Raw genomic sequence first — 14,505 nt, forward strand, 5'->3', positions numbered from 1 at the left:
AGCCAGCTGTTGAACGGTGTGCGCCCGTGCAGCGGCCGTGGTGCGGCGACGCGCAATCCCGCTTCGCTCAGTGTCGCCAGCAAGGTCTTCGGCTGGGGATAGTGCCGCGGGCGGGTACCCATCCAGCCCACCAGCCAGGCAAGGCGGTCCGCGACCCGCGTGGTGCGGTCCCGGCCATCACCGGTCGCCAGCGGCGTGCGCAGCAGCAGCCGTCCTCCGGGGGACACCCGCGCGCTTGCGGCACGCAGCAGCGTCTGCTGCGGTCCGGCATCCAGGTACTGCACTACGTCCAGCAGCAGTACATGGCCGACGTGCGACGGCAGCGCAGCCTGCACATCCAGGCATTCGAAGCGCACGGCCGGCAGGCCTTCACCGGCTTGCCGCGCCCGCTCGATCTTGGCGGCGTCCACGTCCACCCCGAGATAGGGCTGGCCGCGCCCGCGCTGGCGCAGCACATGCGCGAACAGGCCCAGTCCGCAACCCAGGTCCAGCACCGGCTGGCCATCCTCGGGCAGCTGTTGCAGCACGCCGTCGTACAACGGATCGCTGCCGAGTTTGCCGCGGGTGTAGTAATAGTCGCGGCGGCTGCCCCAGGCCTGTGCAGGTCGGAACGCCTCGGCGATCGCGCGGGCCTGCGGGGAGGTCAGCGGGGAGCAGGGCAGGGGCGTGCCATTCCGTGGCGTGCCGTCCACGGGTCAGCCAGCGTCGCCGAGCCGGCGCAGGGCGACCGGCAAGGCGCGCTCGCTCCACAATGCATACATGCGCGCGGAGGGGTGCAGACCGTCTTCGGCGATCATCGCCGGGTCGTGACCGTGGACGCGGCTGATGTCGGTGATGTCGACGAAGTCGACGCCGAGGCCACTGCAGACATGCTCCGCAGCCGCGTTGAACGCGTCGGTTTCGATGCCGATGCGGCCACGGTGTCGGCCGCTGCTGGCGCCGAACGGCGTCACGCCCCAATCGGGAAACGACAGCACCAGCACCCGATCGGTACGGCCGCCGGCAAAACCGATCGCGCGCTGCAGCAGGGCCTGGAACTGCGTGCGGTATTCGTCGAGCGGGCGGCCGCGGTACTGGTTGTTGACCCCGATCAGCAGGCTGACGAAGTCGAACGGCCCCTGCGGGGCGGCCTCGTCGATGCCGGCATCGAGCTCGTCCGTGGTCCAGCCGGTGGTGGCGATGGTCTGCGGATCGGCCAGCGCGACGCCCTGTGCGCGCATCGCGGCGGCCAGCTGATGGGGCCAGCGGCCTTCGACCGCGACGGCCTCACCGATGGTGTAGGAGTCGCCCAGCGCCAGATAGGACAAGCCCACGACTCAGGCCACCGAACGGCGTGGCTTGATCGGTACGACCTTGGTTGCATCCTCGGCGCGGCGGGCCAGCACGCGGTCGATGCGGGCGAACACATCGCGCATCACCGAGGCCTCCGGCAGCAGGGTTACGCGGAAGTGGTTGCGGTAGGGCACGTTGAAGCTGGAACCGGGCACCACCAGCACGCCCTCGTTGTCCATCAGGTCCAGGGCGAAGGTGTGATCGTCGAAGCCCTTGGCGGCAGCGCCGACCACCGCCGGGAAGGCATACAGCGCGCCGGCGGGGGCCACCAGCGACAGATGCTCGCTGGCCTCGCAGGCTTCGATCACCGCGCGGCGGGTTTCGTACAGGCGCCCGCCCGGGGCACACAGTGCCGAAATGGTGTCGGGCCCGTTCACCGCAGCCTCGATGGCGTACTGGCCGGGCACATTGGCGCACAGGCGCAGCGCGCTGAGCAGGTCCATCGCCGCGCGGAAGTCGCCCAGGCGTGCGTCATCGCCGCTGAGGTGCGCCCAACCCACGCGCCAGCCGCAGGCGCGATGCACCTTGCTCAGCCCGCTGAAGGTCAGGCACGGATGGTCGCCCGCCAGCGGTGCGACTGGCTGGAACACCGCCTCGTCATACAGGATCTGGTCGTAGATCTCGTCGACCAGCAGCAGCAGGTTGTGCCGGCGCGCGATGTCCACCACGCGTTCAAGCAGTTCGCGCGGGTAGCTGGCGCCACTGGGATTGTTCGGATTGATCAGCACGATCGCGCGGGTGCGCGAGGACACCAGGGTCTCGATCTCGCTCGGGTCCGGCTGGAAGCCGTTCTCGGCGGCGCAACGGTAGTACACCGGCCGGCCGTCGTTGAGGATGGTGGAGGCCGACCACAACGGGTAGTCCGGGGACGGCACCAGCACTTCATCGCCGGGGTTGAGCAGCGCACGCAGCGACAGGTCGATCAGTTCGCTGACGCCGTTGCCGACGAACACACGGTCCGGGTGCGCGTCGGGAGCGCCGCGACGGGTGTAGTAGGCAGCGATCGCCTCGCGCGCCACCGGCAGGCCCTGCTGGTGGGTATAGGGATCGGTGCGACCCATGTCGTCGGCGATCGCGCGCTGCAGGTGTTCCGGGGCGCGGAAGCCGAAATTGCCGGGGTTGCCGATGTTGAGCTTGATCAGCTTGCGGCCCTGCGCCTCCAGCTCCCGGGCTCGCCGGGCCAGTTCTCCGCGGATTTCGTAGCGCACTTCGGAAAGGCGCTCGCGGGTGGCCAGGGGCTTGGGCGCGGAGGTTGACATGGTCGGTGAGCCGTCGGATGGCATGGAGGTTCCATGGTAGCGGAATTGCTGCACTGCATGGCAAGGCCCCCAGGGCCCGCCGCTGCTGGGCTGGAGCGGCGTTGGCACGGGTAGAATGGAGGCGATGACCCAGACCCCCGATTTCACCGCCCTGCAGACCATCGGCTGGCCCTGGCCGGGCCCGGCGCAGCAGGCCGACTGGCAGGCCATGATGGCCGAGCACCCGCAGGCCCGCCCGGCCCGGGTGATCGAGCAGCACCGTACGCACTATGTCGTGGCCGACGCCCCGGACGCTGCGATCAAGGCCGAATCGCTGCCGGAATGGCAGCGGCCACGCTTTCCCAGCCATGAGCGGCCGGCGGTCGGCGACTGGGTGCTGCTCGACGGCATCCGCATCGTGGCGCTGCTGCCACGTCGCACCGCGATCAAGCGCGGTGCCGCCGGCGAGCATTATCACCAGCAGGTGATCGCGGCCAACATCGATACGGTGTTCATCGTCTGCGGGCTGGATGCGGACTTCAATCCACGCCGTATCGAGCGCTACCTGCTGCTGGTGGGCGGCGGCGGTGCCGAACCGGTGGTGGTGCTGACCAAGGCCGACCAGACCGAATACAGCGAAGATGCGCTGGCGGTGCTGGAAGAACTGGAAATGCAGGGGATCGCCCTGCATGCCATCAATGGCCTGGATGCTGGCAGCGTGGCTGTGCTGCAGCCATGGTTGGGGCCGGGCCGCACCGTGGTGCTGGTGGGCTCCTCCGGCGCCGGCAAATCCACGCTGACCAACACGCTGCTTGGCGAGCAGCGGATGAAGACCAATGCGGTGCGCGCCAACGACTCACGCGGGCGTCATACCACCACCCATCGTGCGCTGATGCCGTTGCCGACCGGCGCCTGCCTGATCGACACGCCCGGCATGCGCGAGCTCAAGCCGACCGGCGAGGAGACGCTGGCCGAAGGGGGCTTCGCCGATATCGAAGCACTGGCCGAACAGTGCCGCTTCCGCGACTGCTCGCATCACCAGGAGCCCGGTTGTGCGGTACGGGCGGCCATCGACGCGGGTGAGATTGAGGAAAGCCGGCTGCTGAACTACTTCAAGTTGAAGGAAGAAGTGGCGGCTGCGGCCGCCAAGCTGGCCGTGCGCCAGGCCGAGACCGCGCAGGAACGAGGTGGCAGGAAAGGCAAGGGCCAGCAGTTCCGTCCGGCAGGAAAGCCGCGACGTCGTTGATGAGGCAGCCGGCCATGGGCGCGGCTGCATGGAGATTCATCCCGGGATGCCGGGGTAACGCCCTCACTGATGCTGGGCACGCGGTGGACAGCGCACGGCCGGGCAGGGCGCTATAGTCCGCGCATGGAAACGACCGCCGTGCTGGATCGCGAGGTGGCCCACCATGCGGCGCTCGATGCGCGGCTGGTCGAGGCCGTGGGTGGCATCCGCCTGCTGGGCCTGACCAGCTGGCCGGCGACGGTGCAGGCACCGTTCCTGGACAGCGTTGCGCGCGGGCAGCCGCAGTTGCCGAAGGTGGACTACCCGAAGCTGGATTTCAGCGAGGAACGCCGCACCTTGGCAGCCATCGCCGCCGACTGCGACGCGGGGCATCCCTTGGGTCACTACGTGCAGCAGTCCGCGCACAGCTGGGACCTGGCCGCACGCCTGCTGGAGGGACTGGGTACCGCAGCGGTGGACACCTGTTCGGTGCAGCTGTTCGGCGCCCCCGAACAGCCCTTGCCGGGCAATGGCCCGAGCACGCGCGATGCAGCACGCCATTTCATCCAGATCGCGGCCGAGCTGGACCATGAACTGCTGGCGCCGGAAGAACAGGTGCCGGTGTCTGCGATCGCGCTGCAATTGCAGTTGCAGAACGATCTGGATGCCTTCTTCGAATCGCGGATCATCCAGGTGCAGCTGGACCCGGAACTGGTGTCCAAGGCGGCCGCCGGATCGACGCGGATCCGCCTGCGTACCAGTGCGCGCTTCAGCGCCTACGATCGTGCACAGCTGTTCCATCACGAAGCGCTGGTGCATTCGCTGACCGCGTTGAATGGCCGGGAGCAACCGGTGCTGCCCAGCCTGGCCTTGTCCTCACCGCGGGTGACGGCTACCCAGGAAGGGTTGGCCACGTTTGCCGAGCAGATCACCGGCAGCATCGACATCGAGCGCCTGAAGCGGATCAGCCTGCGTACCGAAGCCATCGCGATGGCCCGCGAGGGCGCCGACTTCATCGAGGTGTTCCGCTACTTCTGCGATGCCGGGCAGAACCCGGAAGAGAGCTTCGCATCGGCCCAGCGCGTGTTCCGCGGGGTGCCCCCCGGCGGCGGGCTGGCCTTCACCAAGGACACCGTGTACCTGCGCGGGCTGGTATCGGTGCACACCTTCTTCCGCCACATGCTGGCCGAGGATCGCCTGCAGGTCTGCCGGTGGCTGTTCGCGGGCAAGATGAGCCTGCAGGACGCCATCGCGTTCGCGCCGTTGTTCCAGGCCGGGGTGTTGAAGCCACCACGCTGGCTGCCGCACTGGGTCAGCCGGGCCAATGGCCTGGCCGGCATGCTGGCGTTTTCCCTGTTTGCCAACCGGATACGGATGGACCAGCTGGCGCCGGAGTGACATGCGTTGGCGGATCCTGCATGGGCCTGCCTGCCCGCGCCATGCAGGAACACTCGATGCGCCGCAGCGCCCGCTTCTGACTTAGAACTCTGCCGCCACCGTCATGAACACCTGCCGCGGTGCGCTGGCGTGGATCGCGTAGCGCTTGCCTTCCGGGTCGGTCGGCGCGAACGAGCTCAGCTGGCCGGCGTAGCGCTTGTTGGTCAGATTGGTCGCGTTCAACGAGACCCGCACGTTGCGCAGTCCCAGCCCAGGGCCGAAGTCATAGCCGGCACCCGCATCGAAGGTGGTCACGCCCGGCACCGACTGATCGTTGGTGTAGGTGTAATAACGCTTGCCGGTGTACTTGGCACGCAGGCTGGCGAAGAAGCCATCGCGGTTCCAGCTGATTTCGCTGGAGGCCATGCGCTGCGGCGTGTCCACCGTGATCTTGCCGGCCACCGGCACCACCGCGCCGCCGGAGATGTAGTCATCTTCGTAGGTGGTCTTGTTCCAGGACAGCGCGTTGTACCACTGCAGGCCATCGACCGGCTTGAGGATGAAGGTCAGTTCCGCGCCGTGGCTCTTCACCGAGCCGACGTTGATGAAGCGTGTCACGCACTCCGGTCGGGTGCCCACTTCGATGCTGGAGCACGGGTTCAGTGACAGCAGGCGGTTGTCGAACGTGACGTTGTAGGCGGCGATCGAGGCCTGGTACTTCTCGCCGAACGTGCGGAAACCGGCCTCCAGGCTCTTCGACTTTTCCGGTTCCAGGTCGGCGCTGGCAGCGAACGATTCCGGTGCCACCTGCAACGGGCCGCCACTGCCACCACCGACGAAGGCGGCGATGTTCTCGGCGTACGAGGCGAACAGCTCGTTGTTGGCGTTGAGCTTGAAGCCCACGCCCAGCTGCGGCAGCACCGACTCCTTGGCCGTCAGCGTGCCGGACGCCAGGCGGGTTTCCACGCCCGGGCGGGCCGTGGCACGCATGCGGGTGTTCGGGCTCTTGATGCCGACATCAACGGTCAGGCGCTGGTCGAGGAAGCGCATGCGGTCCTGCACGTAGAACTGCTGCGTGCGGATGTCGTAGTCCTGGTTGAACAGCAGGCGGTCCGGATTCTTCAGGTACAGGTCGTCCAGGAACGGACCGCTGATGTAGTAGAAATTGCGCGACACGTTGTGGTCGTTCTGCTCGTACCACAGGCCGGCTTCCAGCTCGTGGATGCCAGCCGTCCATGACAGCGCTGCGGTCACGCCGTCGCGGTTGATCGTGTAGTTGGTGCTGCGGATGGAGATCGGCAGCACCCGGTCGGTGCCGGGGTAGGACGGCTGGCCCGGCGCCCACCAGTGACCCTGGCCGCGGTTGTCATGGTGGTAGGCCAGCAGTTTCAGGCGGCCCTGCTCGCCCAGGCGAAGGTCGGCATCGATCGAGTACAGGTTGTCATCGCGCAGCGCACGGCTCTGGTAGTACGCATCGTCGATGCTGGTCACGCCGCCGCTGTAGGCACATCGCGCCGGATCACGCGTAGCCGGCGCGCAGTAGGCGGCGGCCACCGCGCGGTTCCAGTCCGGCGCATAGATGTTCCAGTCCCAGCCCAGGCCCCGGGCCAGCATGTCCTTGGACAGGTAGGCGTAGTTGGCCTGGCTGGCACGCGAGGTCGCCACGAACGCGCCAAAGCGATGGTCGCCCACGTTCCACACGGCCTTGGCATTGAACTGGCGGGTGGTCTGGTTCTGATGCGGCGCGGCCCACATGTCCTGGTCCTGGTGAACGCCGGAGACATACGCAGAGAAGCCGTTGAGGTCGCCCGTATCCACGCGCAGGTAACCACGGCGCTGATTGTCGTCGCCGACGGTGACGCTGGCACGGCCGCCGAACTCGGTGGACGGATCGGACGAGAAGTACTGGATGGTGCCGCCGAGATTGCTGGTCGAGGCCACGCCGAGTGAACCGATGCCCTGCGACAGCTCGGCGCCGGCCAGGTTTTCGGCGATCAGCGCACGGGCGATGCTCAGGCCGTTGTAGTTGCCGTAGCTGTTGTCGCCCAACGGAATGCCATCGAGCGTATAGCCCAGCCGGCTCTTGTCGAATCCGCGCAGGCTGATGGTCTGCGATTCCTCGTTGGCGCCGAACGCATCGTTGGACTGCACCGACACGCCCGGCAGCCGATCGAGGATCTTCTGGCCGCTGGTGCCTGGCGGGAGCACCTGCTTGTCGACGCTGGTAATGCGCTGCACCTGGCGGGTCTCGCCCTGGCCGATCACCGAGATGGTATCCAGCGTCTGCGCGCTGGGCGCGGCATCGGTGCCGGTATCGGCGGCAGAGGCGGAAGCAGCGCTGGCAGCGGCGGAAAGCGCGATCGCTACGGCGATCGTCAGGTGTCGAGTCTGCATGGTGGTCCGTTGCATGGGGGATGGGCACCGGCGTGCGTGCGCGATGCCGCCCCACTATGCGAACGGAACATGAAAGCTTCTTTACGGAACACCCATGCGGGTACGCGCCGCCACGTTGGCGGCGCACCCAGGGCGGCTCATTAGCCCATGTACAGCCCACCATTGACCGGATAATCGGCGCCGGTCACATACGACGCCTCGTCCGAGGCCAGCCAGGCGCACAGGCCGGCGACTTCTTCCGGACGGCCCAGGCGCCGTACCGGCACCGATGCGGCCAGGCGGTCCAGGACATCCGGGGGGAAACTGCTGATGGCCTGGCTGGCGATGTAGCCCGGCGAGAGCGTGTTGACCGTCACTCCGCGTGACGCCACTTCGGCCGCAAGCGCCCGGCTGAAGCCATGCATGGCGGCCTTGGCGGTGGCGTAGTTCACCTGGCCGATCTGCCCCTTGTGGGCGCTGACCGAGCCGATGTTGATGATGCGTCCCCAGCCCCGCGTGGCCATGCCATCGACCACCTGCTTGGTCAGGTTGAAGAGCGCGTTGAGGTTGGAGGCGATCACCGCATTCCAGTCCTCCACCGTCATCTGCCGGAACAGCAGGTCGCGGCTGCCGCCGGAGTTGTTGACCAGCACGTCCACTTCACCCACTTCCGCGCGCACTTTGGCGAAGGCGGCGCTGGTCGAGGCCCAGTCGGTGGCATTGCCCTCGGAGGCGATGAAGTCAAAGCCCTGCTCGCGCTGCTCGCGCAGCCAGTTGGCCTTGCGCGGCGAATTCGGCGCACAGCCGGCAACAACGGTATGGCCGGCGCGGGCCAGGCTCTGGCAGATGGCAGTGCCGACACTGCCCATGCCGCTGGTGACGTAAGCGATGCGAAGAGTCATTGCGGAACGCTCCTTGGTAACGGGATCAGGCGGCGAGGGGATACAGGCCGAACAGCAGGCTGCCGACCATCAGCAGCAGCGAGATGGCGATGGCCCATTTCAGGGTGAATTTCTGGTGGTCGGCGAACTCGACCTTGGCCAGGCCCACCAGCAGGTAGGTGGAGGGCACCAGTGGGCTGAGCAGATGCACCGGCTGGCCGGCCAGCGAGGCGCGGGCCATTTCCACCGGCGTGATGCCGTAGTTGCCAGCGGCTTCGGACAGGATCGGCAACACGCCGAAGTAGAACGCGTCGTTGGACATGAAGAAGGTGAACGGCATCGAGGCCACGGCAGTGATCACCGCCAGATAGGGGCCCCACGAATCCGGAATCACCGCCAGGAAGCTGTGCGACATCGCCTCGACCATGCCGGTGTTGTTGAGGATGCCGGTGAAGATGCCCGCCGCGAAGATCAGCGACACCACCGACAGCACGTTGCCGGCGTGGTTGACCACGCGACGGCGCTGCTCGGCCAGGTTCGGGTAGTTGATCACCAGGGCAATGGCGAAGCCGACCATGAACAGCACCGGCATCGGCAGCACGCCGACGATCAGCGCGGTCATCAGGACCAGGGTCAGCACCAGGTTCACCCACAGCAGCTTGGGCCGCTTGATGTCCTCGGCATCCTCGACCGTCGGCAGCGCATTGCTGTCGTCGGACACGCTGCTGTCCATCCAGCTGCCGCCCTTGGGCAGCGTCACCACGCCCAGCCGGCGGCGTTCCTTCAGGCCCAGGTACCACGCCAGCAGCAGCACGCCCGCGCAGGCGATCACCATCGACGGGATCAGCGGCACGAACACATCAGCAGGATCAACGTGCAGTGCGGTGGCGGCGCGTGCGGTCGGGCCGCCCCACGGAGTCAGGTTCATCACGCCACCGGCGAGGATGGTCACGCAGGTCATGTTCAGCGCGTTCATGCCCAGCCGCTGATACAGCGGCAGCATTGCCGAGACCGTGATCATGTACGTGGTCGAGCCATCGCCATCGAGCGAGATCAGCATCGCCAGCACGGCGGTGCCGAGCACGATCTTCATCGGATCGCCCTTGACGAACCGCAGGATCACCCGCACCAGCGGATCGAACAGTCCCGCGTCGATCATCACGCCGAAGTAGAGGATGGCGAACATCAGCATCACGCCGGTCGGCGCGATCTTCTTGATGCCTTCCAGCATCATTTCGTCGATGCCGGCGCCAAAGCCACCGATCAGCGCGAACAGGATCGGGATGGTGATCAGGGCCACCAGCGGTGACAGCCGCTTGCTCATGATCAAGTACATGAATGTAATGACCATGCCAAAGCCGAGGATGCTCAGCATCATCTGCGGACTCCTTGAGAAAACAGGACGTGGGAAAGGGAGGGGCGGGTGCGGAGGGGGGCGCGGAAGAGGCTCAGAAGTCGTACTGCAGGCGGCCGGTCACGGCGCGCGTGCGGTCCACCGTGATCCCGGCCAGGCGGTCACGGTTGCGGCTTTCGATGACGTTGAGCATGAATCGCAGGTTGTCGCGCAGGTACCAGTTGCCGCCGAGCGTCCAGGCTTCGGTGCTGCCGCGGCGCAGGTCGGGAGCGCCGTCGAGGTGCTGCGCGCCCCACATCCGGTCGTAGCGCAGCGCGACTTCAAAGGCACCTGCCTTGTGGCGGATGTCCTTCACCCGTGCGAAGCGGCCGGTCTTGCGGTCGTAGGCGCGGCTCTCGCCGGTAACGAACCAGCTGAGCATGCCGTAGCCGGCCATGACGTCGCCGCGCTGGGCGCCGTCATCGAAGGTTGCGCCGCTGAACTCGCCCTGCCATGACAACGGGCCACGGACCTGGGCGTACTCCAGCGACCACTTGTTGACGTCGGTATCGCGGCCTGCGGAGAAATCGACCAGGGTCAGGCGGCTCTCATCGGACAGATGGCCGGCGGGGCGCGGGCGGATGCGCAGTGCCGGCACACCGTTGGCGCCAGGGTTGTCGTACGCCTCACGGGCCAGCGACAGGCCCAGGTGCAGTACATCGCCGTCGCTGGGCGAGGGCGCCCAGGTCACGCGGCCGCCGGCGGCGCGCCCCTTCACCTGCCAGGCATCGATGCTCTCCAGGCTGTAGACGCTGGCGGCCCAGGTGAAGTCACCCGGATTGGCCTGCCACGAGGCACCCAGCCGGTACAGCGGCGCCAGCGTGGTACCGGCATTGCCACGCTCCAGGAAGCTGCCGTAGTTGGAGCTGGTGCGGTCATCCAGCGAGAAGTACTGCTTGAACTGGCCGACCGTCAGCTTGCCGGCCTTGCCGAAGCTGCGTGCCAGATAGACGTCCTTGGCTTCCACACGGTCGCCGGAGAAGTCGGCTTCCATCTTGTAGTCGACCACGAAAAACCTGCCGGAGACATCCAGCCAAGCGCGGCGGATCTCGGTGTCATCCTTGTTCGGCGTACCGCGGTTGTCATTGTCGAACGTGGCGAAGTCCAGGTGCAGGCGACCGCCCAGCGTGGCGGTGACCGGCCGCTCGTCATCAGCGGCAAAGGCCGGCGCGGCCAACGCAGCCAGGGCCATCATGGCGGCGGAACGCGGCCAGGCAAACGTGAATTCCACAAACCCTCCCAGGTGCGCGCCAGGCGCGCGGCAATCGTGGGCACCGGATGGTGCGCGGCCGCAGTCTGGGTCGCGCAAGCTGTCATCCGCCTGTCAGCGGTTTGTGCGTTGCAGCGTAAAAGCGGCCGCTGCGCTCGCCGGGCATGGCCCGGCGCTACCCCCGTGCAGGCTCCCCGATCGCGCCGGTCCATCCATCCCCCCCCGCGACGCCCGGGTAGCGCCAGGCCATGCCCGGCGGGCAGGCCGGGCGGCATGCGGTAGCATTCGCTTCCCCTCCCACGCTTGTCCCCATGCGCCTGCTGCTGGTTGAAGACAACCCGGATCTGGCCGATGCGATCATCCGTCGCATGCGCCGCAGTGGGCACGCGGTGGATTGGCAGGCCGATGGCCTGGCCGCCGCAAGCGTGCTGCGCTACCAGAGTTTCGATCTGGTGGTGCTGGATATCGGCCTGCCCAAGCTTGATGGGCTACGTGTGCTGGCCGGCATGCGCGAGCGCGGCGACAGCACGCCGGTGCTGATGCTGACCGCGCGCGACGGCATCGAGGACCGCGTGCAGGCGCTGGACGTGGGTGCCGATGATTATCTCGGCAAGCCCTTCGACTTCCGCGAGTTCGAGGCGCGTTGCCGCGTGCTGCTGCGACGGGCCCGCGGCCAGGCCAGTGAGGTGGTGCAGGTGGGCGGCTTCCAGTTCGACAATGCCGCGCATCGGGTCACCCTGGATGGCGAGCCGATCGAGCTGCCCAACCGCGAGTACCGTCTGCTGGAAATCCTGGTCGGCCGGTTGGGCCACGTGGTCGGCAAGGATGAGATCGGCAACGGCCTGTTCGGCTTCGATGACGAGGCCGGGCCGAACGCAATCGAGCTCTATGTCGGCCGCCTGCGCAGGAAGCTCGCCGACGCGCCGCTGCGCATCACGACCGTGCGCGGCGTCGGTTACCTGCTCGAGGCCCGCGACGAAGGCGTGGACAGCGATGGCTGACGCGCGCCCGGCAGCGGCCGCGCCGGGTTCGCTGCGGCGGACCCTGCTGCTGTATCTGGGTGCGCTGCTGGCGGTGTTCGCAGTCGCCCTGCTGTTTGCCGCACGCGACTACGGCCAGCGTGCGGCCAATCGCTCCTACGATCACCTGCTGGCGTCCTCTGCACTGTCCATCGCCGATTCGGTGGCCCTGGCCGATGGCCAATGGCAGGTCGACCTGCCGTACGCGGCGCTCGACCTGCTGGCGATGGCGCCGGAGGACCGGGTGTTCTACCGCGTCGCGGACAGTCGCGGCACGCTGATCACTGGCTACGGCGACCTGCCTGTGCCACCCCGGCGGCCGGGGAGCCAACCGCAGTTCTTTGATGCGCGCTACAGCGGTGAGACCGTGCGGTTCGTGGTGGTGGGCCGCAGCTTCGCTGCTGCGTCCGCGCAGGGCGAGGTGCTGGTGCAGGTCGGCCAGACCCGGCGCGCGCGCGAGGCGGTGGCGCAGGACATGGTCAATCGGTCGCTGCTGGCGATCGGTGTGCTGTCCGGTCTGCTGCTGGCGCTGGTCGCCTTCGGTGTACACCGTGCATTCCGGCCACTGGTGAGGGTGGAACGCGAACTCTCGCGCCGTGAACCGTCGGACCTGAAGCCGCTGGATGCACGTGTGCCCCGTGAGATGGACCAGATGGTGGCGGCGCTGAACCGCTTCATGGAGCGGCTGTCGAGCAGCAACGAGACCCTGCGCGCGTTCATGGCCGAAGCCGCGCACCAGATGCGTACCCCGCTGGCCGCCCTGCGCGCGCAGGCGCAGCTGGCGCTGGATGATGACGACCCGCAGGACATGCGGCGCAGCCTGCAGGCCATCGAGCGCAATGCCACGCACATGAGCCGGCTGCTCAACCAGCTGCTCAGCGATGCCAGCGTGATCCACCGTTCGCATCTGCAGCGGTTCGCGCCGGTGGATCTGGCAGAAACCGTGCACCAGGCATTGCACGATGCGTTGCCGCAGGCCGGTCCCGCGCCGCGCGTGCAGCTGGCCGTCACTTCCGAGCAGGTGCATGTGCACGGCGATGCGCTGCTGCTGCGCGAGGCGATCAAGAACCTGGTCGACAATGCGTTGAAGTATGGCGGCGATGGTCCGCTGCAGATCGCACTTACGGTCGAGGGCGGCCAGGCGGTGCTGACCATTGCCGACCACGGCCCGGGCATCGCCGCGGCCGACGCCGAACGGGTGTTCGAGCGATTCGCCCGTGGCGAAGGCGTGCCATCCGGTGGCGCCGGCCTGGGGCTGGCCATCGTCAAACGCGTGATCGACAGCCATTCAGGCCATATCGACCTCAGCAACCGCCCGCAGGGGGGGCTGATCGCCACCATCCGCCTGCCCCGGAGCAACCCATGATCCGCCTGTTTGCCGCCGTCATCGCGCTGCTGCTGGCTCTGCCTGCGCAGGCTGCACCCGGCGATGTGCGCCGTTTCCCCGCACGTGAGACCGCCACTGCCCAGCTGCGCATCCACGGCACCACCGACATCGAGGTGTTCGCCGTGGTGATCGCCGACTACCAGCGGCTGCATCCCGGCACGGAAGTGGTGTACGAGGACATCATCACCCAGGATCTGTACGCGCGTTACCTGCAGGACCGCACCAGCCCGGCGTCGCCGGATCTGCTGATCTCCAGCGGCATGGACCTGCAGACCAAGCTGGTCAATGACGGTCATGCCCTGCCACACCGCTCGGCGCAGACCGCGGCGCTGCCGGCCTGGGCACAGTGGCGGGGCGAGGCATTCGGGATCAGCTACGAGCCGGTGGTGATGGTCCACAACACGCGCACATTGCCTGCTGCCAAGGTGCCGCATACACGCCGGCAGCTGCTGGACCTGCTGCGCGCGGAAGGCGCGCCCCTGCGCGGACGGGTGGGCACCTACGACATCGAACGCAGCAGTGTGGGCTACCTGCTGGCCACGCAGGATGCGCAGCGTGGCAGCATTGCCGGTGCGCTGCTCGGGGCGCTCGGCGACAACGAGGTGGTTCGCGAGGAGCGCACCGGGATGCTGCTGGACAAGGTTGCCAGCGGCCAGCTGTCGCTGGTCTACAACGTGCTCGGCTCGTACGCGCAGGCGCGCATCGATGCCGGCGCGCCACTGGCCATCATCGAGCCGGAGGACTACACGCTGGTGGTGCTGCGCACGGCCGTGATCCCGCGCACCAGTCCGCATCCGGAGGAGGCGCGGCGTTTCCTCGATTACCTGCTGTCGCCGCGCGGCCAGCAGGTGCTGTCGCGCGAGGCGCGGCTGATGCCGATCGTGCGCAGCGATGCCCGGCGCGATGATGCGCCCGGTCGCAGCCGGCGCCCGATCCAGCTCGGGCCGGGACTGCTGGTCTACCTGGACGCGCTCAAGCGGCGCCAGTTCCTCGATGCCTGGCGCAGCAGCGTGGAGCCGGCGGGGCGCTGATGCCCTGGTAGCGCCGGGCCATGCCCGGCGGATGCAGTG

12 protein-coding genes are annotated in these 14,505 nt (G+C 67.7%); 5 read left to right on the top strand and 7 right to left on the bottom strand.

Annotated features, from left to right (window positions below):
- The 3 genes from N5J29_RS15560 to N5J29_RS15570 all read right to left on the bottom strand — a co-directional run.
- Positions 1-692 (bottom strand): class I SAM-dependent methyltransferase (locus N5J29_RS15560; protein WP_279924473.1); only part of this gene is annotated, 692 nt, incomplete at its 3' end.
- Between the two features lie 3 nt (positions 693-695).
- Positions 696-1,313: an SGNH/GDSL hydrolase family protein gene (locus N5J29_RS15565; RefSeq protein ID WP_164152827.1), complete on the bottom strand. Its 618-nt coding sequence runs from the start codon at positions 1,311-1,313 to the stop codon at positions 696-698.
- Between the two features lie 3 nt (positions 1,314-1,316).
- On the bottom strand, positions 1,317-2,591 hold the full coding sequence (locus tag N5J29_RS15570) for a pyridoxal phosphate-dependent aminotransferase (protein ID WP_065175207.1): 1,275 nt from the start codon (positions 2,589-2,591) through the stop codon (positions 1,317-1,319).
- A gap of 115 nt (positions 2,592-2,706) precedes the next feature.
- Here N5J29_RS15570 and rsgA point away from each other — a divergent pair, with 115 nt between their 5' ends.
- On the top strand, positions 2,707-3,816 hold the full coding sequence (gene rsgA / locus N5J29_RS15575; protein WP_065175126.1) for a ribosome small subunit-dependent GTPase A: 1,110 nt from the start codon (positions 2,707-2,709) through the stop codon (positions 3,814-3,816).
- Between the two features lie 123 nt (positions 3,817-3,939).
- The gene (locus N5J29_RS15580) at positions 3,940-5,193 is read left to right on the top strand and encodes a flavohemoglobin expression-modulating QEGLA motif protein (protein WP_164152825.1); all 1,254 of its coding nucleotides are present in this window, start codon (positions 3,940-3,942) and stop codon (positions 5,191-5,193) included.
- Between the two features lie 81 nt (positions 5,194-5,274).
- Here N5J29_RS15580 and N5J29_RS15585 read toward each other — a convergent pair whose 3' ends face one another.
- From N5J29_RS15585 to N5J29_RS15600, 4 genes are all read right to left on the bottom strand, one after another.
- On the bottom strand, positions 5,275-7,566 hold the full coding sequence (locus tag N5J29_RS15585; protein ID WP_164152824.1) for a TonB-dependent receptor: 2,292 nt from the start codon (positions 7,564-7,566) through the stop codon (positions 5,275-5,277).
- 140 nt (positions 7,567-7,706) lie between these two features.
- On the bottom strand, positions 7,707-8,447 hold the full coding sequence (gene phbB / locus N5J29_RS15590) for an acetoacetyl-CoA reductase (RefSeq protein WP_053517420.1): 741 nt from the start codon (positions 8,445-8,447) through the stop codon (positions 7,707-7,709).
- A gap of 25 nt (positions 8,448-8,472) precedes the next feature.
- Positions 8,473-9,801, bottom strand: coding sequence for a CitMHS family transporter (locus N5J29_RS15595; protein WP_053517450.1), 1,329 nt, complete (start codon positions 9,799-9,801; stop codon positions 8,473-8,475).
- A gap of 73 nt (positions 9,802-9,874) precedes the next feature.
- On the bottom strand, positions 9,875-11,014 hold the full coding sequence (locus tag N5J29_RS15600; protein ID WP_065175123.1) for a porin: 1,140 nt from the start codon (positions 11,012-11,014) through the stop codon (positions 9,875-9,877).
- A 326-nt stretch (positions 11,015-11,340) separates the two neighbouring features.
- On the opposite strand from N5J29_RS15600, the gene N5J29_RS15605 reads away from it, so the two are divergent.
- Genes N5J29_RS15605 through N5J29_RS15615 form a run of 3 tightly spaced genes read left to right on the top strand, consistent with a single transcriptional unit; the run spans position 11,341 to position 14,466 of the window.
- The gene (locus tag N5J29_RS15605; protein WP_053517418.1) at positions 11,341-12,030 is read left to right on the top strand and encodes a response regulator transcription factor; all 690 of its coding nucleotides are present in this window, start codon (positions 11,341-11,343) and stop codon (positions 12,028-12,030) included.
- Positions 12,023-13,414, top strand: a complete 1,392-nt coding sequence (locus N5J29_RS15610) for a sensor histidine kinase (protein WP_164152822.1) — start codon at positions 12,023-12,025, stop codon at positions 13,412-13,414. The genes N5J29_RS15605 and N5J29_RS15610 overlap by 8 nt, the downstream gene beginning before the upstream one ends.
- Positions 13,411-14,466, top strand: coding sequence for an ABC transporter substrate-binding protein (locus N5J29_RS15615; RefSeq protein ID WP_164152820.1), 1,056 nt, complete (start codon positions 13,411-13,413; stop codon positions 14,464-14,466). Before N5J29_RS15610 ends, N5J29_RS15615 begins: the two co-directional genes overlap by 4 nt.
- The last annotated feature ends 39 nt before the right edge of the window (positions 14,467-14,505 follow it).

This window comes from Stenotrophomonas sp. GD03680, assembly GCF_029844625.1.
Classification (GTDB): domain Bacteria; phylum Pseudomonadota; class Gammaproteobacteria; order Xanthomonadales; family Xanthomonadaceae; genus Stenotrophomonas; species Stenotrophomonas maltophilia_P.

What these genes read in the sequence shown, in the direction of transcription:
- N5J29_RS15595 (WP_053517450.1), bottom strand. Translation starts at nt 9,801, where the DNA reads ATGCTGAGCATCCTCGGCTTTGGCATGGTCATTACATTCATGTACTTG.
- N5J29_RS15585 (WP_164152824.1), bottom strand. Translation starts at nt 7,566, where the DNA reads ATGCAGACTCGACACCTGACGATCGCCGTAGCGATCGCGCTTTCCGCC.
- phbB (WP_053517420.1), bottom strand. Translation starts at nt 8,447, where the DNA reads ATGACTCTTCGCATCGCTTACGTCACCAGCGGCATGGGCAGTGTCGGC.
- rsgA (WP_065175126.1), top strand. Translation starts at nt 2,707, where the DNA reads ATGGAGGCGATGACCCAGACCCCCGATTTCACCGCCCTGCAGACCATC.
- N5J29_RS15570 (WP_065175207.1), bottom strand. Translation starts at nt 2,591, where the DNA reads ATGTCAACCTCCGCGCCCAAGCCCCTGGCCACCCGCGAGCGCCTTTCC.
- N5J29_RS15605 (WP_053517418.1), top strand. Translation starts at nt 11,341, where the DNA reads ATGCGCCTGCTGCTGGTTGAAGACAACCCGGATCTGGCCGATGCGATC.
- N5J29_RS15580 (WP_164152825.1), top strand. Translation starts at nt 3,940, where the DNA reads ATGGAAACGACCGCCGTGCTGGATCGCGAGGTGGCCCACCATGCGGCG.
- N5J29_RS15610 (WP_164152822.1), top strand. Translation starts at nt 12,023, where the DNA reads ATGGCTGACGCGCGCCCGGCAGCGGCCGCGCCGGGTTCGCTGCGGCGG.
- N5J29_RS15615 (WP_164152820.1), top strand. Translation starts at nt 13,411, where the DNA reads ATGATCCGCCTGTTTGCCGCCGTCATCGCGCTGCTGCTGGCTCTGCCT.
- N5J29_RS15600 (WP_065175123.1), bottom strand. Translation starts at nt 11,014, where the DNA reads ATGATGGCCCTGGCTGCGTTGGCCGCGCCGGCCTTTGCCGCTGATGAC.